General features: G+C 63.4%; 23 protein-coding genes and 1 pseudogene. 15 read left to right on the forward strand and 9 right to left on the reverse strand.

All coding sequences use genetic code 11. The features are described from left to right. Window positions 1-167: 167 nt before the first annotated feature. From I5W_RS27465 to I5W_RS27475, 3 genes are all read left to right on the forward strand, one after another. Window positions 168-1,430 carry an allantoate amidohydrolase gene (locus I5W_RS27465; protein WP_017449981.1) on the forward strand — a complete coding sequence of 421 codons (1,263 nt, stop codon included), beginning with the start codon at window positions 168-170 and terminating at the stop codon, window positions 1,428-1,430. A 47-nt stretch (window positions 1,431-1,477) separates the two neighbouring features. After that, the gene (locus I5W_RS27470) at window positions 1,478-3,118 is read left to right on the forward strand and encodes an HAL/PAL/TAL family ammonia-lyase (protein WP_044531642.1); all 1,641 of its coding nucleotides are present in this window, start codon (window positions 1,478-1,480) and stop codon (window positions 3,116-3,118) included. A gap of 209 nt (window positions 3,119-3,327) precedes the next feature. Continuing rightward, entirely contained in the window at window positions 3,328-5,097 is a 1,770-nt protein-coding gene (locus tag I5W_RS27475) for a methyl-accepting chemotaxis protein (protein WP_044531643.1), read from the forward strand. A gap of 7 nt (window positions 5,098-5,104) precedes the next feature. On the opposite strand, the gene I5W_RS27480 is transcribed toward I5W_RS27475, so the two are convergent. Both I5W_RS27480 and I5W_RS27485 read right to left on the reverse strand, forming a co-directional pair. Further along, window positions 5,105-6,562, reverse strand: coding sequence for a sensor histidine kinase (locus tag I5W_RS27480; RefSeq protein WP_044531644.1), 1,458 nt, complete (start codon window positions 6,560-6,562; stop codon window positions 5,105-5,107). Then, a complete protein-coding gene (locus I5W_RS27485) occupies window positions 6,562-7,236 on the reverse strand; it encodes a response regulator (protein WP_017449977.1) in 675 nt (224 codons plus the stop codon). The genes I5W_RS27480 and I5W_RS27485 overlap by 1 nt, the downstream gene beginning before the upstream one ends. A gap of 304 nt (window positions 7,237-7,540) precedes the next feature. On the opposite strand from I5W_RS27485, the gene I5W_RS27490 reads away from it, so the two are divergent. From I5W_RS27490 to I5W_RS27510, 5 genes are all read left to right on the forward strand, one after another. Continuing rightward, window positions 7,541-8,515, forward strand: coding sequence for a Bug family tripartite tricarboxylate transporter substrate binding protein (locus tag I5W_RS27490; RefSeq protein WP_044531645.1), 975 nt, complete (start codon window positions 7,541-7,543; stop codon window positions 8,513-8,515). Between the two features lie 79 nt (window positions 8,516-8,594). Further along, window positions 8,595-9,701 (forward strand): ABC transporter substrate-binding protein, encoded by a 1,107-nt coding sequence (locus I5W_RS27495; RefSeq protein ID WP_044531646.1) that lies wholly within the window; start codon window positions 8,595-8,597, stop codon window positions 9,699-9,701. A gap of 126 nt (window positions 9,702-9,827) precedes the next feature. Further along, complete coding sequence (locus tag I5W_RS27500; protein ID WP_017449974.1) at window positions 9,828-11,639, forward strand: ABC transporter permease; 1,812 nt, start codon at window positions 9,828-9,830, stop codon at window positions 11,637-11,639. A gap of 73 nt (window positions 11,640-11,712) precedes the next feature. Then, entirely contained in the window at window positions 11,713-12,801 is a 1,089-nt protein-coding gene (locus I5W_RS27505) for an ABC transporter ATP-binding protein (protein WP_044531647.1), read from the forward strand. A 223-nt stretch (window positions 12,802-13,024) separates the two neighbouring features. Beyond that, a complete protein-coding gene (locus I5W_RS27510; RefSeq protein WP_083893643.1) occupies window positions 13,025-14,095 on the forward strand; it encodes a porin in 1,071 nt (356 codons plus the stop codon). 113 nt (window positions 14,096-14,208) lie between these two features. On the opposite strand, the gene I5W_RS27515 is transcribed toward I5W_RS27510, so the two are convergent. Together I5W_RS27515 and I5W_RS27520 are read right to left on the reverse strand one after the other, a co-directional pair. Then, window positions 14,209-14,841 carry a disulfide bond formation protein B gene (locus I5W_RS27515; RefSeq protein ID WP_044531649.1) on the reverse strand — a complete coding sequence of 211 codons (633 nt, stop codon included), beginning with the start codon at window positions 14,839-14,841 and terminating at the stop codon, window positions 14,209-14,211. Between the two features lie 316 nt (window positions 14,842-15,157). Then, on the reverse strand, window positions 15,158-16,063 hold the full coding sequence (locus I5W_RS27520; protein ID WP_017449969.1) for a LysR family transcriptional regulator: 906 nt from the start codon (window positions 16,061-16,063) through the stop codon (window positions 15,158-15,160). Window positions 16,064-16,238: 175 nt separating this feature from the next. On the opposite strand from I5W_RS27520, the gene I5W_RS27525 reads away from it, so the two are divergent. The 4 genes from I5W_RS27525 (at window position 16,239) to I5W_RS27540 (ending at window position 18,966) form a co-directional block, all read left to right on the forward strand. After that, on the forward strand, window positions 16,239-16,688 hold the full coding sequence (locus I5W_RS27525; RefSeq protein ID WP_017449968.1) for a PACE efflux transporter: 450 nt from the start codon (window positions 16,239-16,241) through the stop codon (window positions 16,686-16,688). Then, window positions 16,688-17,266, forward strand: coding sequence for a nucleotidyltransferase family protein (locus I5W_RS27530; protein WP_044531650.1), 579 nt, complete (start codon window positions 16,688-16,690; stop codon window positions 17,264-17,266). The genes I5W_RS27525 and I5W_RS27530 overlap by 1 nt, the downstream gene beginning before the upstream one ends. Window positions 17,267-17,308: 42 nt before the next feature. Beyond that, window positions 17,309-17,947 carry an FMN-binding negative transcriptional regulator gene (locus I5W_RS27535; RefSeq protein WP_044531651.1) on the forward strand — a complete coding sequence of 213 codons (639 nt, stop codon included), beginning with the start codon at window positions 17,309-17,311 and terminating at the stop codon, window positions 17,945-17,947. A gap of 116 nt (window positions 17,948-18,063) precedes the next feature. After that, window positions 18,064-18,966, forward strand: a complete 903-nt coding sequence (locus tag I5W_RS27540; RefSeq protein ID WP_017449965.1) for a helix-turn-helix transcriptional regulator — start codon at window positions 18,064-18,066, stop codon at window positions 18,964-18,966. A gap of 9 nt (window positions 18,967-18,975) precedes the next feature. Here I5W_RS27540 and I5W_RS27545 read toward each other — a convergent pair whose 3' ends face one another. The 5 genes from I5W_RS27545 to I5W_RS27560 all read right to left on the reverse strand — a co-directional run bounded on the left by I5W_RS27545 (window position 18,976) and on the right by I5W_RS27560 (window position 22,213). Beyond that, a complete protein-coding gene (locus tag I5W_RS27545; protein WP_044531652.1) occupies window positions 18,976-20,535 on the reverse strand; it encodes an ATP-binding protein in 1,560 nt (519 codons plus the stop codon). A gap of 74 nt (window positions 20,536-20,609) precedes the next feature. Next, window positions 20,610-21,008, reverse strand: coding sequence for a response regulator transcription factor (locus I5W_RS27550; RefSeq protein WP_044531653.1), 399 nt, complete (start codon window positions 21,006-21,008; stop codon window positions 20,610-20,612). 11 nt (window positions 21,009-21,019) lie between these two features. Then, a complete protein-coding gene (locus I5W_RS27555; protein WP_017449962.1) occupies window positions 21,020-21,262 on the reverse strand; it encodes a DUF1427 family protein in 243 nt (80 codons plus the stop codon). A gap of 21 nt (window positions 21,263-21,283) precedes the next feature. Further along, entirely contained in the window at window positions 21,284-21,439 is a 156-nt protein-coding gene (locus I5W_RS30670) for a DUF1427 family protein (RefSeq protein ID WP_083893644.1), read from the reverse strand. 84 nt (window positions 21,440-21,523) lie between these two features. Next, window positions 21,524-22,213 carry a hydrolase gene (locus I5W_RS27560; protein ID WP_044531654.1) on the reverse strand — a complete coding sequence of 230 codons (690 nt, stop codon included), beginning with the start codon at window positions 22,211-22,213 and terminating at the stop codon, window positions 21,524-21,526. A gap of 297 nt (window positions 22,214-22,510) precedes the next feature. Here I5W_RS27560 and I5W_RS27565 point away from each other — a divergent pair. From I5W_RS27565 to I5W_RS27575, 3 genes and pseudogenes are all read left to right on the forward strand, one after another. Next, a pseudogene (locus I5W_RS27565) lies at window positions 22,511-24,393 on the forward strand (amidohydrolase). Window positions 24,394-24,406: 13 nt separating this feature from the next. Next, the gene (locus I5W_RS27570) at window positions 24,407-24,829 is read left to right on the forward strand and encodes a DoxX family protein (RefSeq protein WP_044531655.1); all 423 of its coding nucleotides are present in this window, start codon (window positions 24,407-24,409) and stop codon (window positions 24,827-24,829) included. Window positions 24,830-24,977: 148 nt separating this feature from the next. Next, window positions 24,978-25,805: an alpha/beta fold hydrolase gene (locus tag I5W_RS27575; protein WP_044531656.1), complete on the forward strand. Its 828-nt coding sequence runs from the start codon at window positions 24,978-24,980 to the stop codon at window positions 25,803-25,805. Window positions 25,806-25,808: the final 3 nt, after the last annotated feature.

Consider the following 25,808-nt stretch of genomic DNA (forward strand, 5'->3'; position numbering starts at 1 on the left):
CGTTGTCTCCTTGACTTGTTTTTTGGAATGTTGCCAACGCAGGTGATCTTTTTGCTCCCGGTGGCGCGAGATCACTATATTGCATACAATTTTTGAATACAATAAAAAAGACGAATTTTTTCGAGTCCCGATCCATCCCGGAGCCGGGCGAGCACGAGGAGACGTGAATGAATGCCATCCATGCCATGGCGCAGCCTTTTCGCCAGGCCGGCCAGCAGGCCATGCAATGGGCCGAACAACTGGCCCGGCACACGGAAACGCCCGGCATGTTGACCCGGACCTACCTCACGCCCATGCACCAGGCCGCCGCCAGCGAACTGGCGCACTGGATGGAGCAGGCCGGCATGAGCGTGCGGCGCGACAATGCCGGCAACGTGATCGGCCGCTACGAAGCCGCGGCCGGCCATGAACAGGCCCCGGCCCTGGTCACTGGCTCGCACTTCGATACCGTGCGCAATGCCGGCAAATATGACGGCAACCTGGGCATCGTCTTGCCGTTGGCTTGCATTGCCCAGTGGCACCGGGCGGGGCGGCGCTTTGCGTTTCCGATCGAGGTGATCGGCTTTGCCGAGGAAGAGGGCGTGCGCTTCAAGGCCACCCTGCTGGGCAGTCGCACGGTGGCGGGTAGCTTTGACCAGGCAGTGCTGGACCATCTCGATAGCGCCGGCATCTCCATGCGTGAAGCCATGCAGGCCGTGGGATTGGATCCGGCCCGCATTGCTGCCGACGCCTGGCCGCGTGGTTCGGTGGCGGCCTTCGTCGAGGTGCATATCGAGCAGGGCCCGATATTGCTGAACGAGAACTTGCCGGTCGGCGTGGTGACCGCAATCTCGGGCGCGACCCGCTTCATGGGCGAAGTGCGCGGCCTGGCCGGACACGCCGGCACCGTGCCCATGCATTTGCGCCGCGATGCCGCCATGGCCGCCGCCGAGATCGGGCTGTACATCGAGCGTCGCTGCGGCATCAAGCCGGGACTGGTGGGGACCATGGGCATCCTGGACGTGGTGCAGGGCGCGGCCAACGTGGTGCCGGGCCTGGCCAGTTTTTCCATCGACATCCGGGCCGAGGACGATGGCGACCGCCTGGCCGCAGTCGCCGACGTCACTGCCGAGATCGAGCGCATCGCGGCCCGGCGCCAGGTCGAGGTGGTGCTGCGCCGGACCCACGAGGCCGCCAGCGTGCCCTGCGCACCGCGCTTGCAGGCGGCACTGGCTCAGGCCATCGAGGCCGTCGGTTGGCCGGTGCGTCATCTGCCTTCCGGTGCCGGTCACGACGCCATGGCGCTGGCGCCGCTGTGCGAGGTGGCCATGCTCTTCGTGCGCTGTGGCAATGGTGGCATCAGCCATCACCCCGATGAAACCATGACCACGGACGACGCCTGCATCGCTGCCCAGGTGTTCAGTCATCTGGTCGAACAATTCCAGCCTTGAGCCGTCGCGCTCAGGAACCCCTCATAGACGGATCAAGGAGCCTCCCCATGCCTATCAATACCAATACCATCACCATCGATGGTTTCACGCTCACCGCGGCGCAAGTGGTCAGCGTCGCCCGCGCACCGCATCTGAAGGTGGCCCTGGCCGAGTCTTCCCGCGCGGCCTTGAAGCAAAGCCGCGACTACATCGAAAGCACCTGGATGCACGATGAAGCGCCCATGATGTACAGCTTCAATACCGGCGTGGGCCTGTTGAAGGACACCCGCATCAAGGTCGAGCACATCGAACTGTTCCAGACCCAGATGATCCGCGCCCATAGCGCCGGCATCGGCGAACCCTTCTCCGAGGAAGTCAGCCGCGCCACCATGCTGTTGCGCGCCAATGCCTTCGCCTCCAACTATTCGGCGCCGCGCGTGGAAGTGGTGGATCGCCTGCTGGCCTTCATCAATGCCGGCATCCATCCCATCATGCCGCAGAAGGGCTCGGTCGGCGCGTCCGGCGACCTGGCGCCGCTGGCCTACCTGGCGGCGGCCATCGCCGGTTTCGATGAAGCCGAAGTGATGTACCAGGGCCAGCGGATGCGCGCTACCCAAGCCATCGAGCAGGCCGGTATCGGGCCGGTGAAATTCGACCTCAAGGCCAAGGATGCCTCGGCCCTCATCAATGGTTGCACCGCCTCGCTGGCGGTAGCCATCCTGGCCGCGCACGACGCCCGCAAGCTGTTGACCGATGCCTGCCTGTCGCTGGGCCTGACGCTGGAGGCGATGCGCGCCGAGATGTCGGCCTTCGATGCGCGCATCCAGCAGGCGCGTCCCCATGCCGGACAGATCAAGACAGCGGCGGTGATCCGCACGCTCCTGAAAGGCTCCACCCGTACCACGCATGACGCCCGCGCCGTGCAATTGCCCGATGAACTGCGCCGCACCGACATCCCCTATACCGCCCGCATCCAGGACGTCTATTCGTTGCGCTGCGCACCGCAGGTGTATGGTCCGGTGTTCGATGCGTTGGACTATATCGATACCATCATCGAGAAGGAAACCAACTCCGCCACCGACAATCCGCTGATCTTCAACAAGGAGGATGGCGAAGGTTTCGAAATTATTTCCGGGGGCAACTTCCACGGCCAGTACCTGGCCCAGGCCATGGATCTGCTGGCCATGGCCATCACCGACCTGGGCAGCATCTGCGAGCGTCGCATCGCGCGCCTGATCGACCCGACCCTGTCGTGGGGCTTGCCGCGCAATTTGATGAGCGGCATCCGTGGCGTCAATACCGGCTATCCGGTGGTGCAATGCTCGATGAGTTCACTGGTGATGGAAAACCGTACCCTGTGTATGCCGGGCAGCGTGGACAGCATTCCCTCCAAGGGCAATAGCGAAGACCACATCTCCAACTCTACCTGGTGCGCCCGCAAGGCCATGACGGTGGTGCAGAACACCCAGTACATCGTCGGCGTGGAAATGCTGCTGGCGGCGCAGGCGCTGACCATGACCGAAGATCTGTTGAAAGACTTCACGCTGGGCCAGGGCACGCAGGCCGCCTATGCGGAAATCCGCCGCCAGATTCCGGCCTGCCTGGATGGGGATCGCTGGTTCCATGATGACGTGCAGGCTGCGCATGATTTCGTGGTCAGCGGGTCGGTGCGCAATGCGGTGATTGCAGCCATCGGTGACTTCCTTTGATCCCATGAAGTGATAATTTAAGACCTTGGTCTTAAGTCTTTTGAAAAGCCGCCGTTCAGTATCAACTGGACGGCGGCTTTTTTGCTGCAGTTCTGTATGGGGCCGGCATCATGGCAAGACCTGTTGCCGCGGGGGAATCGGCTTTTGCGGATCGAGCGTGGCAACACTATCCACCCGCAAAACTCATCAGCATCAATCGGGGGATTGTAATGAACGTAAAGAATGTGAAGATCAGCGTGCGCCTGGCAGTGTGCTTTGCCATTCTGATCGCTGTCATGTGCCTCATCACCGGCACCGCAATGAAGAGCCTGTCCGGCGTCAGTGAAGCCACCAGTCAGATCGTCGATGACCGCTACGTCAAGATTTCGCTGACCAATGACGTTAGCGACAACGTCAACGCTGCCGCGCGCAACCTGCGCAATGCACTGCTGGCGCGCAATGCCGAGGAAGCCGCCAAATACCTGGGCGCCGGCCAGGAAAATAGCAGTCGCACCGTCGAGGCATTGGGCAAGCTCGAAAAGATGATCAACACGCCCAAGGGCAAGGAAATGTTCGCGGACCTGATCGCAGCCCGCAATGCCTACAGCGGTCCGCGCGACAAATTGCGCGATCTGATCAAGCAACAGAAGAAAGACGAGGGCATCGAGTATCTCTTCAAGGAAGTCATCCCGCGGCAGGACGAATATTTCAGGGTGCTCGACAAATTCGTGGACTACCAGAAATCCCTGATGGATGCCAGCGTGGCCCAGGGCAAGGAAATTTCTTCTTCGGCCGTCACCCTCATGCTGGTCTTGTCGGGCATTGCCATCGTGCTGTGCGCGCTGGCCGCCTGGCTGGTCACCCGCTCCATCACCCGTCCGCTCAATGAAGCCGTCAAGGTGGCCAGCGCCGTGGCCGAGGGCGACCTGACGGTGCAGATCGGCCAGACCAGCAAGGATGAAACCGGCCTGTTGCTGGCCTCGCTCAAGACCATGAATGAGAGCCTGCACCGCATCGTCAGCGAGGTGCGCAGCGGGACCGATACCATCAATACGGCGTCCTCCGAGATTGCCACCGGCAACCTGGACCTGTCCTCGCGTACCGAGGAACAGGCCGGTGCGCTGGAAGAAACCGCATCGGCCATGGAAGAGCTGACCTCCACCGTCAAGCAGAACGCCGACAATGCACGCCAGGCCAACCAGCTCGCCGCCACCGCCTCCGAAGTGGCGGTGCAGGGCGGCAGCGTGGTCGGCCAGGTGGTGCAGACCATGGGCGAGATCAACGAGGCTTCCAAGAAGATCGTGGACATCATCAGCGTCATCGATGGCATCGCCTTCCAGACCAATATCCTGGCCTTGAATGCGGCGGTGGAAGCGGCCCGGGCCGGCGAGCAGGGGCGCGGCTTTGCGGTGGTGGCGTCCGAAGTGCGCACGCTGGCCCAGCGCAGCGCCTCGGCCGCCAAGGAGATCAAGGCCCTCATCGACGACTCGGTCACGCGCGTGGACAATGGCAGCCGCCTGGTGGAACAGGCCGGCAGCACCATGGGTGAAGTGGTGGCCAGCGTCAAGCGGGTCACGGACGTGGTGGCCGAGATCTCGGCGGCCAGCAATGAACAGAGCGATGGCATCGAGCAGATCAACCATGCCATTACCCAGATGGATCAAGTGACCCAGCAGAATGCGGCCCTGGTGGAAGAAGCGGCAGCGGCTGCGCAATCCTTGCAGGAACAATCCTCGCGACTGACCGCGACGGTGAGCGTCTTCAAACTCAGCAGCAACGATGCCGGGCGTGCGCAGGCCGCGCGCAAGCCAGCACCCAAGCCCACCCCAGCCCCTACCCCGGCGCCGCACAAGCCGCTTGCTGCTGCGCCCAAGCAGGTACCGACAGTGCCGACTCCCAAGGCGCTGCCGGCCAAGCCAGCCGCCGCCGCTTCTGCGGCCAGCGCCAAGGGCGCCAACAAGGCCATGGCCGCCGATGATGGCGACTGGGAACAGTTCTAGGGCTTGTTCACACCCGTACTTCCACGCCGCCCGCAAAGGCGATGCGCACCAATAGCCCGCTTCCCAGTGCCGGCGTGTCCAGCGTCACGCTGGCGTGGTGCATGGCGGCGATTTCGCGCACGATGGACAGCCCCAGCCCGGTCCCCTCTGGATTGACGTGCTGGGTGGCACTGGCCCGGTAGAACGGTTCGAACACCCGTGCGCGTTCGGCCGGCGCAATGCCGGGGCCATTGTCTTCCACTTCCAGCAGGGCGCAGGTCGGCTGCCCCGGCGCACTGGCCGCGCGCACCCGCAGGGTGACCTGGCCGCCGGCCGGGGTGTAGCGAATGGCGTTGTCCAGCAGGTTGACCATCAATTCATGCAGCAGCAAGGCATTGGCATCGATTGCGATGTCGCCCTCTTCCTCGAAAGCCAGGCTGATCTCGCGCGCCACCGCCTGTTGCGACAACTCCAGCGCCACCTGGCGCGCCGCATCGGTGAGCGAGAGCGGCCGCGTGCCACCTTCGGCGGCGCCATGCTCGGCCCGCGCCAGGGTCAGCAAGCGATTGGCCAGGTGGACGGCGGCATCGGTGGTGCGCGCCATGCCCTGGACCAGTTCGCGTAATTCGGCGGCATCCAGGTGCTCGCGGCGCAACTCGCGCAGGGTCAGTTCGGATTGCGTCTTCAATACCGTGAGCGGCGTGCGCAACTGGTGCGAAGCATCGGCGATGAAACGTCGCTGCCCGCTGATGAGCGCCTGCAGACGGCCCATGTAGCCATTCATGGCCAATACCAGCGGCCGCATTTCCTTATGCACCAGGGCCGGATCGAAGCCGGACAGGTCGGTCGGCGCGCGCGACTCCACCTCGCCCTTCAACTGCATTACCGGGCGCAGCACGAAGCGCACCGCGAACCACACCAGCAAGGCCGCCACCGTCACCAGCGTGCCTTGTCGCCAGAGCGTGTCGAACAGGATCTTGCGTGTCATGCCATTGCGCCCCTCCATGGTTTCGCCGACCTGGATCAAGGCGATGCCGCGCATACTGTCGTCATACACCGGTTGCAGCAGGGCGGCGATGCGGATCGGCTGCTGGTGGTAATCGGCCTGGTAAAAGCGCACCAGGGCCGGATAGGCTTGCGAGCGCTTGACGTTGGCCGGCACTGGCGGCAGGTCGTCGTAACCGGACACCAGTTCGCCATTCAGTCCGGTGACCTTGTAGTAGATGCGGCCCAGGGTATCGGTCTCGAAACTGTCCAGCGCCACGTAGGGCACATCGGCCGTGACCCGGCCATCGACAATGGAGACCCGTTCGGCCAGCGCCCGGGTCGAGGCCAGCAGCGAACGGTCATAGGCCAGGTCGGCCACTTCCAGCGCGTTGTAGTAGACCGAGACCGCGTCCAAGGCCACCAGCAGCGTCAGCGGGACCAACAGCCAGCGCACCAGCTGGCTGCGCAGGTTGCCCAGGCGCCGCGCCGCTGCACCCATCACGCCGCCTGCAACAGGTAACCCAGGCCGCGCAGGGTGGTGATGCTGACCCGGCCGGGGCCATCGTGTTCCAGCTTCTTGCGCAGGCGATGGATATAGATTTCGATGGCATCTACGCTGGCATTGTCATCCAGCGAAAACACTTGCTGGAACAGCTTGTCCTTGGGCACGGTGTGGCCCTGGCGCATGATCAGCGCTTCCAGCACGGCATGTTCGCGCGGGGTCAGGGCCAGCAGTTCGCCGCCATAGGTGAAGGTGCGCGAGACGGTATCGAAATTGAGCGCGCCGCAGGCCACGGTCACCGCTTCCTGGCTTTGCGAGCGGCGCAGCAAGGCCTTCACGCGGGCTTCCAGTTCTTCCAGTTCGAAGGGTTTGGCCAGGTAGTCGTCGGCCCCCATGTTCAGGCCACTGACGCGGTCGGCCAGGCCGCCACGAGCGGTCAGGATCAGCACCGGCGTGCGGCTGCCGCGGGCGCGCATTCGCTTGAGCACTTCCAGGCCATCCATGCGCGGCAGGGTCAGGTCCAGGATCACCAGGGCATAATCCTGGGTCAGCAGCAGGCTGTCGGCATCGGCGCCGTTGTGGGCGCACTCGACGGTGAGGTGAGCGTCGCGCATGGCCTTGGCCAGCCAGCGGGAAAGTTCGATATGGTCTTCGACCAGCAGGATGCGCATGATGCTGCCTTTGACTTTTATTGAGGTAAGTACGGTAGGGCCGTAGCGCCTGTCTCCAGCGCGGATGCTAACAGATGGCTGGCGGCCTTTGAAATGCCCGATACCGCAATTGCGCCAACGTGCAGCGTTCCCTGTGGAGAGAAAGCCGCACTGTCAGTTTCACTGAAAGCCGACTGAAAGCCTTTTCTTGTACGATGCGCCCATATCAAAAAAGACCATGCAGGAGACACATCATGACCGCCCTGGGGGCCGGCCGCGCCGGTACCGTTCGTCCCGCATCACTTTTCTTGCGCTGTTGACCGTCATGCGGGCCAGTCGCTGGCGCTCTGTTGGCCGTCCTTTCCTGGTCGCATGTCTGTTGGCGTGCGTGGTGCCGTGCGCGCTGGCGCTGGAGTGCATCGTCCCGGCCAAGCCAGGCGGCGGCATGGATGCCTCGTGCAAGCTGTTGCGCCGGGTGATGCAGGAACAGGGCCAGCAGGAGGCGTTCAAGCTCGCTTACCTGCCCGGTGGCATCGGCGCGGTGGCCTGGAGTTCGGTGGTGTCGCACCGGCGCGGCGGGCCACAGACGCTGGTGGCGTTTTCCGGTGGTTCGCTGCTGGGACTGGCGCAAGGCAAGTATGGCCGCGCCAACGTCGACGATGTGCGCTGGGTGGCCGGTATCGGTATCGACCACGGCATGATCGCGGTGCGCAGCGATGCGCCCTGGCGCAACCTGAAGCAGTTGCTGGAGGCGATCCGCAAGGATCCGGCCAATACCACCATCGGCCTGTCAGGCACGGTGGGCAGCCAGGACTGGCTGAAGATGGCCATGCTGGTGCAGCGCGCCGGCATGAGTGCGCGCCAGTTCCACTTCGTGGCGCTGGAGGGTGGGGGCGATTCGTTTGCGGCCTTGCAGGCCGGCCACGTGCAGGTGATTTCGGGTGACGCCTCGGAGGCGGCCTATTTCATTGCCGAGGGCAAGGTGCGGATCCTGGCGGTGCTGTCCGAAAAGCGCCTGCCAGGCCCGCTGCAGGATGTGCCGACCGCACGCGAACAAGGCTATGACGTGGTCTGGCCGATCATCCGCGGCTTCTACATGAGTCCGCATACCAGCGATGCCGATTACCGGCGCTGGGTACAGTATTTTGAGCAGGCGCTGGCCGATCCCGAATTCGATCGCCAGCGCAGCATCGGCGGCTTGCAAGCCTTTGCCATGACCGGCAAGCCGCTCTCGGAGTACATCGCGCAGACCGTTGCGCGCTATCGCAAGCAGTCCCAGGAGTTGGGCCTGGTGCGCTGACAAGCAGGGCTGCACACGCCGTCAGGCGTGCTCTGCAGCCCGGCCGGCGCAAGGTCCGTTTCATCATCAAGGAGAACCCATGTTGCACAAACGTCGCCTGAGCATTGCGCTCGGCCTGGCCCTCGCTTTGCCTGTCACTTTCAGCGGTGTGGCGCACGCCGATACCCCGGCCGGTTATCCCGCCGACTATGCCAAGGTCATCGAAGGCGCCAAGAAGGAAGGCAAGGTCGTGATCTACAGCACCACCGATTCCAAGGCTGCCGAAGCATTGATCAAGGACTTCAGCGCGCTCTATCCGGCCGTGAAGGTGGAATACAACGACATGAATTCCACCGAAGCCTACAACCGTTTCATCTCCGAAGCGGCGGCCGGTGGCGCCACGGCTGACGTGATGTGGTCGGCCTCGATGGACCTGCAGGTCAAGCTGGCCGCCGAAGGTTATGCGGTCCCCTACAAGTCGCCCGAAGCCGCCGCCCTGCCGGCCTGGGCCAACTGGAAGGACACCGCCTACGGCACCACCTTCGAGCCCGCCGCCATCGTCTACAACAAGCGCCTGGTGAGCGAAGCCGAAGTGCCGACCAGCCATGCCGAGTTCACCAAGCTCTTGACCAGCAAGCAGGACAAGTTCAAGAACAAGGTCACCACCTACGATATCGAAAAGTCCGGCGTCGGCTTCAGCCTGATGACCTATGACCTGAAATACAACCCGCAATTCTGGGACTTTGCCAAGGCGATGGGCGGGGTGGCGGCGCGCGTGCAATCCTCCACCGGCACCATGCTGGAACGCATCTCTTCCGGTGAAAACCTGATCGGCTACAACATCCTCGGCCCTTACGCCCTGGTGCGTGCCAAGAAGGATCCTTCCATCGGCGTGGCCTTCACCAAGGATTACAACCTGGTGCTCTCGCGCGTGATCTTCATCAACAAGGCTGGCAAGAACCTCAATGCCGCCAAGCTGTGGGTGGATTACCTGCTCTCCAAGCGCGGCCAGACCATCATCGCCAATGATGCCCAGCTCTTCGCCATCCGCGCTGACGTGACCGGTACCACCACCTCGGCCGAACTGACCAAGCAATTGGGCGACTCCCTCAAGCCCATGCCGGTGTCCACCGAACTGCTGGAATACCTGGACCAGAAGAAGCGCCTGGACTTCCTGAAGCAGTGGAAGGACGCCACCAAGAAGTAAGGCGACCGTCGCAAAAAGTCACGTTTGATCCGCATGGAGCGCGCCGCAAGGCGTCTCCATCGGGACCGTTTTACCTCCGTCATCGCTGGCCGGTGCGGATCCACCAGCCCCATCGAGAGGCGCAACATGCAAACCACCACTACCCTAGCGCGCAGCGAGCAAGCGCCGCCGACTCGCCGATTCCGGCTGAACTGGCCGCGCGGCCTGGTCGTGCTGCTCACGGCCCTGGCCATCTTCGTGCCGCTGCTGCTGATCTTCTACCAGAGCTTCTTGTCGGCCCCGTTCTTTGCACCGGTCAAGGAACTGACCTTCGATTCCTACCGCTTCATCTTCGATGATCCGGATTTCCGCCAAGCCTTCATCAATGGCTTGACGCTGGCCACCGGCCTGGCCTTGATCGCCGTGCCCCTGGGCGGGATGCTGGCCTTCCTGATGGTGCGCACCGACTTGCCGGGCCGCAGCTTCATCGCCCCGGCACTGATGGTGCCCATCTTCGTCTCGCCCATGGTGATCGGCTTCGGCTACGTGGTCTCGATGGGCCCGGTGGGCTTCTATACCGTGTGGGTCAAGAATCTGTTGTCGGTGTTCGGCTTCGAGGGCGATCCCTGGAACATCTATTCCTTCACCAGCATCGTCATCATCGCTGGCCTGACCCACGTGCCGCACGTCTACCTGTATGCCTCGGCAGCCTTGAAGAGCCTGGGTTCGGACGTCGAAGAAGCGGCCCGCGTGGCCGGTGCCTCGCCACTGCAGGTAGCGCTGAACGTGTCGCTGCCGATGATCACCCCGGCGCTGGCCTATTCCGGCGTGCTGGTGTTCTTCCTCGGCTTCGAGGTGTTCGGCCTGGTGCTGGTGCTGGGCGACCCGGAAGGCCACCTGGTGCTGCCGACCTATCTCTACAAGCTCACCAACAAGTTGGGTACGCCCTCCTATCACCTGATGGCGGCAGTGGCCGTGTGCCTGGTGGCGGTGACCATGCCGTTGGTGATGTTGCAGCGCTGGCTGCTGCGCTCGGCCAACAAGTACGTCGCCATCAAGGGCAAAGGCGCACGCCAGAAGGCGCTGCCGCTGGGCAAATGGCGCTGGGTGGCCTTCACCTTGATCGCCGGCTGGCTGCTTTTCACCGTCGTGATTCCGCTCTCGGGCATCGGCTTGCGCACCTTCGTCTCGCACTGGGGTGATGGTGTGAGCCTGCTGGAGGTGCTGACCTTTGACAACCTGTTGAACGTGTGGGATCAACCCTCGCTGGTGCGCGGCATCATCAATACGGTCTTGATCGGCGTCATCGGCGGCGCCCTGGCGGTGGCCTGCTATACCGCCATCGCCCTGGCCATGCACCGCAAGCAGGATGGCGTGACGCGCTTTCTCGACTACAGCGTGCTGGTGCCGCGTGCGGTGCCTGGCCTGTTGGCCGGCCTGTCCTTCCTGTGGGTATTCCTGTTCGTTCCTTCACTGCTGGACTCGGCCCTGAAGGGTATCGACAACCCCATCGCCCTATGGTTGGTAGAAAGCTTCATTCCCGCCCTGCGCGGCCTGCGCTCGACCATCTTCTCGGTCTGGCTGGCCTACTCGGTGGTGTGGATGGCCTATGGCCTGCGTCTGATCAATACCGCCCTGCTGCAGGTCGGCCCGGAACTGGAAGAAGCCGCACGTGCCGTGGGCGCCTCGCGTTCGCGCGTCACCCGCGACGTCACCATCCCGCTGGTGCGTTACGGCCTGGTCGGTGCCTGGCTGATGGTGTTCCTGATCTTCGAGCGCGAATACTCCACCGGGGTCTATCTGCTCTCGCCCGGCACCGAGGTGATCGGCTCCATGATCGTTTCCATGTGGGCCGCGGGCGCGGTGGAACTGGTGGCGGCGCTGTCCTTCATCAACATCACGCTGGTGGCCGTGGGCCTGGGCATTGCGCTGCGCTTCGGCGTGAAGCTGCACGACTGAGCCTGTCTCTCAATTGCACCGGCCGGCGCCATGGATGCGCCGGCCTCCTGATAGCGCATTCTAAGGAATCATCATGACTGAACTTTCCGTCAACGACCTGCACCTGGACTACGGGACCGGCGCCTCTGCCAACCCCATCCTCAAGGGTGTTTCCATGCAATTGCAGCGCGGCGAAGTGGTGGCCCTGCTAGGACCCTCGGGCAGCGGCAAGACCACCTTGCTGCGCGCCGTGGCCGGGCTGGAGTCGCCCAAGGCCGGGACCATCGACATCGGCAGCCGCCGCGTCTTCGACGGCGCGCGCCAGTTCGAGATGCCGGCCGAAGAACGCAACCTGGGCCTGGTGTTCCAGTCCTATGCGCTGTGGCCGCACAAGACCGTGGCCGACAACGTGGCCTATGGCTTGAAGCTGCGCAAAACCCCCTCGGCCGAGATCGCCAAGCGCGTCAAGGAAGTGCTCTCGCAACTGGGCTTGGGTCACCTGGGCGAACGTTATCCGCACCAGCTCTCCGGTGGCCAGCAGCAGCGCGTGGCCATTGCCCGCGCGCTGGTCTACAACCCGCAGGTGATCCTGCTGGACGAACCGCTGTCCAACCTGGACGCCAAGCTGCGCGAGGAAGCCCGTGCCTTCCTGCGCGAACTGATCGTGCGCCTGGGCCTGTCGGCCCTGATGGTGACCCACGACCAGGGCGAGGCCATGGCCATCTCCGACCGCATCCTGCTGCTCAACAATGGCCGCATCGAACAGCAGGGGACGCCGCAAAGCATGTACCAGACCCCCAATACCCTGTTTACCGCCGAATTCATGGGCAGCAACAACAAGCTGGCCGCCGAAGTGGTGAGCCGCGAGGGCGAGCGCGTGACCCTGAAACTGGATGGCGGCACCGCCGTGGCCACCCTGCGCGGGCGCGATGACGCCAAGCCGGGCGAGCAACTGACCGGCATCATCCGCGTCGAGCAGGTCCGTATCTCGGGCGAGCAGACCGACAATGCGATTCGCCTGCCGCTGTCCACCTGCATGTACCTGGGCGACCGCTGGGAATGCCTGTTCAAGGTCGAGGGCGGACCAGCCGGATCGGTCGGCCTGCGCGCCTATGCACCGCAGCGCCTGGATCAGGGCCAATACTGGTTGTCGCTGCCGGAACAGGCGCTGTGGGCATTCTGAATAACTTAGGTGAGCATTTCACAATACTAAGTTTTGGCGATACACCGACTTAGTTTTTTGACCCTTTCATCTTGATCGATGAAGACCCGGAAGCGATGACTACCCGTTGTCGCTTCCTCCTGTAACACCCGGCTTGCCGCGTGGCCGGGCGCATGACCAGAAGACGTCGCGCGGCGCATCCGTATCGACGCAATCCATCAAGCTCTCAACCAAGGAGACCTCAGTGCAAAGGAATCATCTCGCTGCCAGTATGCTGGCAGCATTCGCTACCCTGGCCGCCGGCGGCGCCCAGGCCCAGACCTCGGTGACCATCTATGGCCTCATCGATACCGGTGTGGAATATCTCAACAAGGCCAACGCCGCGGGCAACAGCGTGGTGCGCTTGAGCTCGGGCAACATGAACACCTCGCGCATCGGTTTTCGCGGTAGCGAAGACCTGGGCGGCGGCCTCAAAGCTATCTTCCAGCTGGAAAACGGCTTCAAGCTCGATACCGGTGGCTTCGATGGCGATGCCAACCAGATCTTCAACCGCCAGTCCAACGTCGGCCTGGAAGGGGGCTTCGGGCGTGTGGTGGCAGGTCGCTCCTACTCGACCACCTATGACTTCATCGTGCCATTCGACCCCATGGGTTACTCGGCCAACTATTCGTGGGTGACCTCGGCCGGTGCCACCGGTGGCCGCAAGGATGGGATGCCGACCGGCGTGTCGAACCTGGTCAAGTACCAGGGCGAATTCAGCGGCGTGAAGATCGGCGCCATGTACGGCTTCGGTGAAGTGGCCGGCCAGACCAGCAATGGCGCCAAGTACGGCGTCGGCCTGGGTTGGGGTTCGGGTCCGTTCAGCCTGGCCGCCACCTATGACCGCAACAACAGCACCACCACCGTCAATACCGCCTATGACCGTGCCACCAGCGCCCATCTGGCAGCGGGTTACCAACTGGCCGATGCCTGGAAGTTCAACCTGGGCTACCGCTACTACAAGAAGACCCTGGCCAGCGGCGCCACCGACCAGCGCAGCGACTTCTACTGGGGCGGCGTGAGCTACAAGTTCACGCCTGCCATGACGGTCATCGGCGCCATCTACTACCAGAACATCAAGAACGTGGCCAAGGATGCGGACCCGATCATGTACTCGCTGCGCTTGAAGTATGCGATGTCCAAGCGCACCGACCTGTACCTGAGCACGGCCTATGCCAAGGCCAAGAACAATCAGCTGGTGGGCCTGTCGCGGGATGACGTGGCCTTTGGCAACAGCCAGTTCGGTATGACCCTGGGGATGCAGCACCGCTTCTGACGCACCAGGTAGGGAAGCGTGGCCCGGTTCGTGTTAGCGCTATCGGGCCGCCTTAGTCTTGAGCCGTTTTGATCGGAGCCCACCTGCAGCAAGCAGGTGTGCTCCGTTTTTTTTTATGGCGACTTGCGTTGGTCTGCGCCGGGCAGTTGCAGGCGATCGATCAGGTTGTCATCGCAGGCGCTGCGATTGCAGCCAGTCATGCTGAGCACCATCTGCGCGCCTACCAGCAGCACGAAGATGGCACCCACGACGATCCGCCCCCAGGGAATGCGGCGCGGTTCGTTCGGCGCTTCGGCGCTTTGCAGCAGCAACAGGGTGGCCGGATATTCGGCGCTCTTGAAACCCAGCAGACCGGCGATGACCACCAGCGCCACCAGCGAGAACAGGATCGCCCAGGTGTAGAAATGCAGGCCCAGCATCAGCGCCCCATGCGCCTGCTGGCCCGCCATCCCCTCCAGTGACAACTGACGCAGGGCCACCACGCCGGTCAGCAACGCTCCCAGCAGCGCCACCCCGTAATGCGCACTCTTGACGCCGAAGCGCAGGTTACGCAGGAACCCGATGCCGGTGAGGATGATGCCCATACGCTGCAGCAGGCATAGTGGACAGGCCGGTTCCAGCAGCATCCATTGGTAGTACAGCAGCAGCCCCAGGCAGCCACTGACGGCCAGCAGGGACAGGCAATTGAGAAAGATCCCGCCCGGCAGGACGGGGTCACGCGGCGTGAAGACGACGGAGCGATCCATGGGACGACGCGATTACAGGACCAGGCCCGGGGGGAGCTGGAGGTAGGGGCTGAAGCGCCACAGAGTCAGCCCCATCGTTGCCAACCATAGTTTATTGCTTAATGATTTCCAGCCGAAAGAAATCCCGAGGACGGTCAGGAAGGCCAGCAGGAAAGGAAGATAGAGGAACATGAGACAGCCCGGCGTTGGCCCGGATTCATATCCGGGAGGTTGTAGGTGAGTTTTTTATCCAATCGTAGCCGAATGCCTGCCAAAATCTCGCTCGAAAACCTCGAAAAAAATCGAGATTTACTGAGTTTATTCTGAGTGGCCGGGGTCACTTGCGCTTGCGCCGGCTTGGCGCCATTTCCCGCATCAGTGCGATAAAGCGTTGTGCCCCCAATCCCAGGGGCCGGTCCTTGCTCCACACCACGTCCACCCACATGCGCTGCTGGTTGCTGATGTTGTCGAAGTCGATCACCACCAGCGTGCCGGCCTCGATCTGCGCCTGCACCAGACTGTGCGGCAGATAGGCCCAGCCCAGGCCTTCACGCACCAGCGACAAGGTGGCCAGGTGGTTGTCGGTGCGCCAGATGTGGCGCGCCAGGAAAAAGCGCGGGTCCGAGATGCTGGCATCGCGGCTGGCCACGGCGATCTGGCGGATGTCGTACAGGTCTTCGTAGCGCAATTTGCGCTTCTTGCGCAGCCGCGCCGGATGGTCGGGGGCGATCACGGCCACCATCATCTCGCTGCTGAATTCCTGGAAAGCCTCGCTGTCATCACCGGCATGGCGCTCGAACACCAGCGCCAGTTGCGCCGTATTGTCATAGAGCATTTGCATGGCGTCGGCCTGCGGTGAGGACAGCACTTCCACCTCCAGCGAAGGAAACTCCGCTGCCAGCACCGCCAGCGGCCTGGCCCAGGGCACCGAGAGCAACTCCGGTGCGATGGCCAGCGTCAGCTTGCGCTCCAGCCCCTGGTGCATGGCCAGCGCGTGGGCATCGAGCTGGCGCAGGGTGCTGGCCAGCAGGCGCGCATCCGGCTCCAGCGCGCGCGCCAGTTCGGTGGGGCGGGCGTCGCGCGCGGTACGGTCGAACAATTGCAGGTCCAGCTCCGCTTCGAGCTGGCTGATGGTCATGCTCACCGATGAGGGCACTCGCCCCAACTGGCGCGCAGCGGCCGAGAAGGAGCCGCTGTCGAGCACGGCCAGGAAGACCTTGACGTTGTCACTGGAGAAAGCCATCGCAGCATCCTTGCAGGGTGGTCGGCAACCTATCAGTAAAACTGAAAGAAGCCGACTTCTTCTATCAAAAAACTCATCATAGAATGCTTTTCATCGCAAGGCCAGGCGCGCTGGTTTCAGTTTGTCTTATTCACAGGCGCAGCCTCTGCCGTATCTGCAGTATCAGGAGAATGTCATGCAAGGTTTCAAACGCAAGCTGGTCTATGCCAGCCTTTTCGAGGGCTTGGCCATCATTTTCACTACCGTCGGCCTGACCGTGTTCGCCGGCCACGACAGCACGCATTCCTTGGCGGCTGCGGTGGTGTCCTCGACCATCGCCTTCCTCTGGAATTTCATCTTCAATACCTTGTTCGAGCGCTGGGAAGCGCGCCAGCCCCGCCGTGGCCGCAACTTCGCCCGGCGCGCCGCACACGCCATCGGCTTTGAAGGCGGGCTGGTGGTGATGCTGGTGCCGCTGTTCGCCTGGTGGCTGGGCATCAGCCTGTGGCAAGCACTGGCGCTGGACTTTGGGTTGATCGTCTTCTTCATGATCTATACCTATCTGTTCAACCTGCTGTTCGACCGCATCTTCGGACTGCCCAGTTCGGCCATGCCGCTCACCGCGCCGGCGGCGCAGACGCGCTGATGGACGAGCTGCTGGTGCGTCAGTTGCAGCAATTGATCGCGGCCGATTTGCCACGCCTGCGACTGCTGCACGCGGTGCGTGAACTGGATTTGCCGGATGCCTGGATAGGAGCGGGCTTCGTGCGCAATGCAGTCTGGGATGTCTTGCATAATCGTTCCGCCAGCCTGCCCCGCAGTGATATCGACGTGATCTGGTTCGATCCGCAGCAGTGTTCTCCACAGCGCGACCGGGAGTGGGAAACCGTCCTGTCGCAATGCTGTCCCGGCCCGCAATGGTCGGTGCGCAACCAGGCGCGTATGCACCTGCGCAATGGCGATGCACCTTATACCTCTGCTACCGATGCCCTGCGCTATTGGCCGGAGACTGCCACGGCCGTGGCCGTGCGATGTGGCTCACAAGGTGCCATCGAGGTGGCCGCGCCACTGGGCTTGCAGGATTTGTGGCAAGGTGTGTTGCGTCCGGCCGGTGCGTTTGCCGGACCGAAGTATGCACAGTTCGCGCAACGGGTACATACGCGCGGGTGGCTGCAGCATTGGCCACTGCTCAAGCTTGCCGATGCAGCCGATGCAATAGAATAGAGCGCTCCCATTGCCTCCCATCCCAACGCGCACACTCACACCATGTACATCCCCGCCCACTTCGCCGACAACGACACGGCCAGCCTGCACCAGTTGATCGCAGCCCATCCGCTGGGCGTGCTGGTCTCCCACACCGCCAGCGGGCTCGATGCCAATCACCTGCCATGCCATCTCGATCCCGCGCAGGGTTCGCTGGGCACGCTGCATCTGCACGTGGCACGGGCCAATCCGCTGTGGCGCGAGCTGGCCGATGGCGATGCGGTGCTGGTGGTGTTCTCGGCGGGCGATGCCTACATCTCGCCCAGTTGGTACCCCAGCAAGCATGAGGCGCATCGCCAGGTACCGACCTGGAACTACAGCGTGGCCCATGCCCATGGCCGGGTCACCATCCGCGATGATGAGCGCTATGTGCGCGGCGTGGTGGCGCGGCTCACGCGCACCCACGAGGCGAGCCAGCCACAGCCCTGGAAGATGTCGGATGCGCCAGCCGATTTCACCGATGCCCTGCTGCAAGCCATCGTCGGCATCGAAATCGAAATCACGCGCCTGGAAGGCAAGCGCAAGCTCAGCCAGAACAAGGAAGTGCGCGACATCGAAGGCGCGGCCAATGCACTCAAGGCGGCGGGTCACACGGCGCTGGGGCAAGCCATGCAGGAACAGGCTGCGCTCAAGCAACAGTGAACAAGCGTGAGCAAGGAAGCAATACTCGCGCATCCTCGCACACGAAATGCCGGCTCTGTGTAGAATCCGCAGCATCGGCGTGCAGACGCCTCACATCGCATTCCAAGAAGCCGTCCATGTCCGCACTCGCTACTGTCTCTCCCCATGCCGTGCGCAGCGATTCGCTGGGTTGCTCGGCCACGCACTTGAAGCAAAGCCAGGAACTGCAGGGTAGCGAGTTCAGTTTCTATCGCAAGCGGGTCGAAGGCCAGGAGGTTTCGCAGGTCTATACGCCGGCCTCCGACCGCGGTTTCCTGGTGGGGATCTCATTGGCGCCGCGGCATCAGCGCAGCATCTTCCGTGGTCGCCAGCGCACCCAGTTCGACTTCGCACCCGGCGCGGTCTATACCCGCGATTTTTCCGAAGACTACCGCGCCGACCTGCAGACGCCTTTCGACTTCCTGCTGGTGGAGTTGCCCTTGTCATGGTTTGCCGCGGCCAGTGATGAGCTGCGCGGTCGCCGCGTGAGCGGCCTGTCCACCGTCACCGGCCAGGCCGACCCGGTGCTGGCGCATCTGGCCTGGGCGCTGGCACCGGCACTGGCCTGGCCCGATCCGGACAATCAATTGTTCATCGACCAGTTGGGCCTGGCCATGGGCACCCACCTGTTGCAACGCTATGGCGGCGTGACGCTGCCCACCACGCGTGCGGTGCGGCTGTCGCGCCTGCATGAAGAGCGCGCCAAGGAAATGCTGTTGCAGAAGGTCAAGGGCAATCTCTGCATTCCCGACATCGCGCGCGAGTGCAATATGTCAGCCAGTTACTTCCTGCGCGCCTTCAAGGCCAGCACCGGCTATACGCCGCACCAGTGGCTGCTGGTGCAGCGGGTGGAAATGGCGCGTGAATACCTGCGCCATACCCAGCTTTCGCTGGCCGAGATTGCGCTGGCGTGCGACTTCTATGACCAGAGCCATTTCAGCCGCGTGTTCTCGCAGGTGGTGGGCTCTACGCCCGGGGCCTGGCGGCGCAAATTGCGCTGACCGGCACCATCAAGGGATGCGCGGCAGATCGAAGAAGAACAGTGTTCCCTGGGGCGCGGCGGCCATCACCCGCAGGCGTCCGCGATGCGCCTCGATGATGGAACGGCAGATCGCCAGCCCCATGCCCATGCCATTTTCCTTGGTGGTGTAGAAGGCATCGAAGACCCGCGGCATGGCCTCGGCGGCAATGCCTACGCCACTGTCCTGCACCCTGACCTCGACCCGCTGCTCGTTGCAGCAACTGGCGCTGATGCCCAGCAGGCGGGCGTTCGGGGCCACGCTGGCCATGGCATCGATGGCATTGATCACCAGGTTCAGCATGACCTGCTGCAACTGCACCGGATCACCCAACACGAAGACATCGGCCGGCATCAGTGACAGCGTCAGCGATACCTCACGCTGCTCCAGTTGGCTGCGCGAGAGCGTCAGGCTGTGGCGGATCAGCGCATGAAGATTGACCCGTTCGAATTCCGGGGCGCGCTTGCGGGTCAGGTCTTGCAAGCCACTGATGATGCCGCCGGCACGCTGGCCTTCGCTGATGATGTCGCGCAGCCCGGCGCGGGCGTGCTCCAGCTCGGGCACCGGCCGATTCAGCCAGCGCAGGCTGGCGCCGGCATTGGAGACGATGGACATCAGGGGCTGGTTGATTTCATGGGCGATGGAAGCCGTCAACTGGCCCACGGTGTTGGCGCGGGCGACCCGTTCCACGTCCACCTGGGCGGCGCGGATGGCGTATTCAGCCTGGCGTCGCACGGTGATGTCGGTGGCCGTGCCCATGTATTCGGTGAAAGTGCCATCGACCCAGACCGGTTTGCCGATGCCCGACAGATAGCGTATCTCGCCGGTATCCTGGCGACAGATGCGATGCTCCACGCGGATGGTGCCCCCCATGGCCACGGCGGCATTGATGGTATCGAGCACTTCCTGACGATCATCCGGGTGCAGGATGGACGCGAATTCTTCGTAGGTGATGCAATTGCGCCCGGCCGCCAGGCCATAGATGCGGCACAGTTCGTCGGAACAGAACATCAGGTCTTCGCGCACCAGGTAACGCATACTGCCGGCGTGATTGAAGCGTTCGCCTTGCTTGAGCAATTCCTGGCTGGTGCGCAGTTCGCGCTCGGCGCACAGCAATTGTTCCTTTTCCCGCAAGGCCCGTGCGTGGCGCTCGGCATTGGCCAGCGCCACCGCCGCGTGGGCGGCGATATGGTGGGCGCAGCGCGCCAGGGCCGGCGTGGGTTGGGCGTCGTAATGCAGGTAGAGTGCGCCGCGTGTCTGACCGTCGTGATGCAGTGGCAGTACCAGTTGCGCTGCTTGCAGTTCGCGTGAAGTGGCGATGCGGTGCTCCTGGGGATGGCAGACGTGCAGGCCATCCTGGCGCGCCTCGGTCTCGATGAGCGGCAAGCCGGCAGCTTGCTGCACCAGCAGGCAACGCCGCGCACCGGCCAGGCAGCACACGGCGCGGGTGATGGCCGGCTTCAACTGGGCCGGATCGAGCAAGGCGCACAGTTCGCGCAGCGTGTGCAGCAGGGCATCGTTGTCGTCGGGAACAGGCGGGGCGGACGGCAAGGCGGTCTCCTGGCGGGCAAGGGGGCAAAGGTGGGCAAGCGGGCTAAAGCCGCATTGTGCCCGATCCGCCGTTTTCAGGTACGGCCGTAGAGCAGGGTGGCGGTGAGCAACACCAGCAGGGTGTCGGCATCGACCGGCTTGGTCAGCAGTGGAAAGCCCAGCGCCAGGGCGCGCTGGCGCTGCGCTGGCGTGACCTGCGCCGAGATCAACAGCAGCGGCAGCGTCGGCCGCAGCTGCGCCAGTTGCTCGGCCAGCTCGAAGCCGCTCATGCGCGCCAGGCCGAGGTCGACGATGGCGCAGCAAGCCTGCTCCAGGCAGGGGCTGACCAGGAAATCTTCGCCGCAGTCGAAGCTGCAACTGCGGTATCCCGCCGAATCGAGCAGGTTGCACAAGGCAGCCCGCACCCCCAGATCGTCATCGATCACCGCGATGGGAGGATGCGATGGCGAGAAGTCGTCCCCTTCGCTCATCATGATGCGTTGGCTTACTTCTGTTCGGGTGGGGGCGTGCCGGTGATCTTGGGAATGCATTCCCGGTGGAACCACGAGGCCGTCAAGGGTTCGCCGGCCAGCTTGCGGCGCACGATGGGAACCACCTGCTCACCGATCAACATGCCCAGCAAGCCCAGTAGCGCGATGATCGGTGGTGCTGGCGACTGCACCTGCAGGGCAGCGTAGATCAGGCCAGCCAGGACGCCCATCAACAGGGAAATCAGATAAGGTTTCATGCGTACTCTCACCTCAGCTATTCAGGTACCGAGCCAGTGCAGCAGGCGTTGGCCCAGCACCATGCCCAACAGGCCGATCAAGGCGATGCCCGGGGGCGCCGGTGAGCGCACCTTGAAGAGCGCATAGACGACGCCGATCAACATGCCGGCGCCCAGGGAAATCAGATAAGCGGACATGGCCCGGCTCCTCATGAAGATGGCGCGCCGCCGCGCCTGCGCTGTACACGGAGAGCGGGCAGGGCGGCGGCGTGCAAGGCGGACTTACTTGGCCGCGATCGGAGCCAGGGTCTTCTGGTTGCCGTGCGGGCGTTGTTCGGCCTTGTGCACCATGGTGTAGGCGTAGTCCACGCCCATGCCGTAGGCGCCGGAGTGTTCGCGCACGATGTCCATGACGGCGTTGTAGGTTTCCTTGCGGGCCCAGTCACGCTGCCATTCCAGCATCACCTGCTGCCAGGTCACGGGGATCACGCCGGCCTGGATCATGCGTTGCATGGCGTAGTCGTGGGCTTCCTTGGAGGTGCCGCCGGAGGCATCGGCCACCATGTAGATTTCGTAGTCGCCTTCGGCCATGGCGCACAGGGCGAAGCTGTTGTTGCAGACTTCGGTCCACAGGCCCGCCACCACCACTTTCTTCTTGCCGTTGGCCTTGAGGGCGTCGCGCACCTTCTGGTCATCCCAGGAGTTCATCGAGGTGCGTTCCAGGATGTCGTGCTCGGGGAACACCGACAGCAGTTCCGGGTAGGTATAGCCGGAGAAACCCTGGGTTTCCACGGTGGTGATGATGGTGGGGATGTTGAACACCTTGGCCGACTTGGCCAGGGCGACGACATTGTTCTTCAACACCTGGCGGTCCATCGATTGCACGCCGAAGGCCATTTGCGGCTGGTGGTCGATGATGATGAACTGGCAGTTGGTCGGGGTCAGCACGTCGAGCTTGGTATTGGTGGTCATGATCGTTCCGTAGGTGGGTAGTGTGTGTATGTGGAGGAGAGTGCTGGTCTGGCGCCGGGGAGACCACGCCAGCCAGCGGGCAGCGGGAGTCAGGCTGCCGGAGGCGATCATAGGCAAGCGGGACGGGCGCTGCCATTATCTGTTCGTATAGCTAGACGCTGGCACGGCGTTTTTGCACACTGCCAGCACCAATAAAAGCGTATGGGATGGGCGTTGCTGCCAACACAGTGGCTCACCATGTACGCAATACGCCCCTCTTCATCGCCGTAATCGCCCTATTCCATGCCCGGAGCCTCCATGACCACCGCAGCCAGTCCTACCCCTGACCTGATCCTGTTGAACGGCAAGATCCACACGTCGACCAGCAGAATCCCATCGCCGAGGCCGTTGCCATCGGTGGCGGCAAATTCCTCGATGTCGGCAGCGCCGCCGATGTGATGCGCAGCAAGCAAGCCCATACCAAGGTGATCGACCTGGGTGGCCGCACCGTCATCCCTGGCCTGAACGACTCCCACCTGCACCTCATCCGCGGTGGCTTGAACTACAACCTGGAACTGCGCTGGGAAGGCGTGCCCTCACTGGCCGATGCCCTGCGCATGTTGAAGGACCAAGCCGCGCGTACTCCGCATCCGCAATGGGTGCGCGTGGTCGGTGGCTGGACCGAATTCCAGTTCGCCGAAAAACGGATGCCCACGCTGGACGAATTGAACGCCGCCGCCCCCGATACCCCGGTCTTCGTGCTGCACCTGTATGACCGCGCCTTGCTCAATCGTGCCGCGCTCAAGGCCGTGGGCTATACCAAGGACACGCCCAACCCACCGGGCGGCGAGATCGTGCGCGACGCCTCGGGCCATCCGACCGGCATGTTGATCGCCCGTCCCAATGCCATGATCCTGTACGCCACCCTGGCCAAGGGCCCGACCCTGCCACAGGAATATCAGGTCAACTCGACCCGCCAGTTCATGCGCGAACTGAACCGCCTGGGCGTGACCAGTGCCATCGATGCCGGTGGCGGCTTCCAGAACTATCCCGATGACTACCAGATCATCAACCAGCTGGCTGCCGATGGTCAGTTGACCATTCGCATTGCCTACAACCTGTTCACCCAGAGCAAGGGCGGCGAACTGGCTGACTTCCAGAAGTGGACCGGCATGGTCAAGCCGGGTGACGGCGACGACTTCCTGCGTCATAACGGCGCCGGTGAAATGCTGGTGTTTTCGGCGGCCGACTTCGAGGACTTCCTGGAGCCGCGTCCAGATCTGGCCGAGGGCATGGAACAGGAACTGGAACGCGTGGTGCGTCACCTGGTTTCCAATCGCTGGCCGTTCCGCCTGCACGCCACCTATGACGAATCGATCTCGCGCATGTTGGACGTGTTCGAAAAGGTCAATCGCGACATCCCCTTCGATGGTCTGCACTGGATGTTCGACCACGCCGAGACCATCACCGAGCGCAACATCGAGCGCGTCCGTGCTTTGGGTGGCGGCATTGCCATCCAGCATCGCATGGCCTTCCAGGGGGAATACTTCATCGACCGCTATGGCGCCGAGGCGGCCGAGCATACGCCGCCGATTGCCAAGATGCTGGAAATGGGCGTGCCGGTCGGCGCCGGCACCGATGCCACCCGCGTGGCCAGCTACAACCCCTGGACCGCCCTGTACTGGCTGGTCTCGGGCCGCACCGTGGGCGGCGCCAAGTTGTATGGCGCGGCGGGCCGCTTGCCGCGCGAAACCGCACTGGAACTGTGGACCGCCGGCAGCGCCTGGTTCTCCAGCGAGCAGGCCAAGAAGGGCCGCATCCAGACCGGCCAGCTGGCCGACCTGGCGGTGCTCTCGGCGGACTTCTTCAGCGTGCATGAAGATGAGATCAAGAGCATCGAATCGGTCATGACGGTGGTCGATGGCAAGGTGGTCTATGGCGCCGGCCCGTTCTCGGCGCACGGTCCGGGCGAGATCCCGGTACTGCCCGAGTGGTCGCCGGTGGCCAAGGTGCCGGGGCACTACCGGGCCGTGGCCAAGAGCGATGCCGCGCGCCAGAAGAAGACCACGCTGCCCCATGCCTGCGTGGGCTCCTGCGGCGTCCACGGGCACGCCCATGACGTGGCGCGCAAGTCCAGCGTCCCGGTCTCCAACTTCGCCGGTTTCTGGGGCGCGTTAGGTTGCAGCTGCTTCGCGTTCTGATGGGGGGCTGATCATGCAAACGCGTCATCCTACCCACCGGCAGGCATTGCCGCTGCCGCCCCTGGACCTGGGTCTGCTGTTCTTGCGCCTGGCCGGCAGCTTCATGCTGTTCTACGTGCATGGCTTGCCCAAGCTCATGCATTACGCGCATGAACTGAGCGTGATCGAAGACCCCTTCGGCATGGGCCCGACGGTTTCACTCTGGTCGGCCATCCTGGCCGAAGCACTGTGCCCGGTCCTGATCGCCCTGGGCCTGTTCACCCGCCTGGCCTGCCTGCCCATCATCGGCGTGCTGCTGGTGGCCATGCTGGCCGTGCACCCGGACTGGAGCATTGCCGAAGGTCAATTCGGCTGGCTGCTGCTGGTGATCTTCACTGCCATCGCGCTGTGCGGTCCGGGCCAATGGCGCCTGGGACGCGCGCTAGCCCAGCAGTAGGAATTAAGTTTCTACCGTGCAGTCTGTAAGTCCCAGTAGCTGAAAAACTTAGTTTTCTCCCGGTCGCCTTTCCATGCGCAAGGCGGCTGCTCCACGCAGGGCGCAGCAATCGACATGTCCCCCTCACACCTCATCAAGGAGTAACACCATGAGCACCATCATCACCCGCGACGGCACCGAAATCTATTACAAGGACTGGGGCAGCGGCCAACCGGTCGTCTTCGGTCACGGCTGGCCGCTGGACGGCGACATGTGGGAATACCAGATGAATTTCCTGGCTGAGCGCGGCTATCGCGTCATCGCTTATGATCGCCGTGGTTTCGGTCGTTCCAGCCAACCCTGGAACGGTTACGACTACGACACCTTCGCCGATGACCTGGCCGAGCTGATGGACAAGCTGGACCTGCAAGGCGCGACCCTGGTGGGCTTTTCCATGGGCGGCGGCGACGTCGCCCGCTACATCGGTCGCCACGGCAGCAAGCGCGTGGCCAAGGCCGCGCTGCTGGGGGCGGTCACGCCGATCTTCGGCCAGGCCCCGGACTTCCCGCAGGGCGTGCCGGCCGAGGTCTTCGCCGGCATCAAGGAGGGGTTGCTCAAGGATCGCGCGCAGTTCATCAGCGACTTCGCCGCCGTCTTCTTCGGCACCAATCGTCCCGGCAAGTCTGACGCGGTCAGCCCGGCGGTGCTGGCCCAGACCTTCAACATCGCCATGCTGGCTTCGCTGAAGGGAACGCTGGATTGCGTGAGCGCCTTCTCCGGTACCGACTTCCGCCAAGACATCAAGAAATTCAACTTCCCCACCCTGGTCATCCATGGTGACGACGACCAGATCGTCCCCTTCCAGACCACCGGCAAGCTGGTCGCCGAGATGGTGCCGGGCGCGCAACTGAAGATCTACAGCGGCGCCCCGCACGCCCTGTGCGCCACCCACAAGGACCAGGTCAACGCCGACCTGCTGGCCTTCCTGAAGGGGTGAGCA

Origin of the sequence: Herbaspirillum sp. B65 (assembly GCF_000333555.1) — a bacterium.
GTDB lineage: Bacteria > Pseudomonadota > Gammaproteobacteria > Burkholderiales > Burkholderiaceae_D > Herbaspirillum > Herbaspirillum rubrisubalbicans.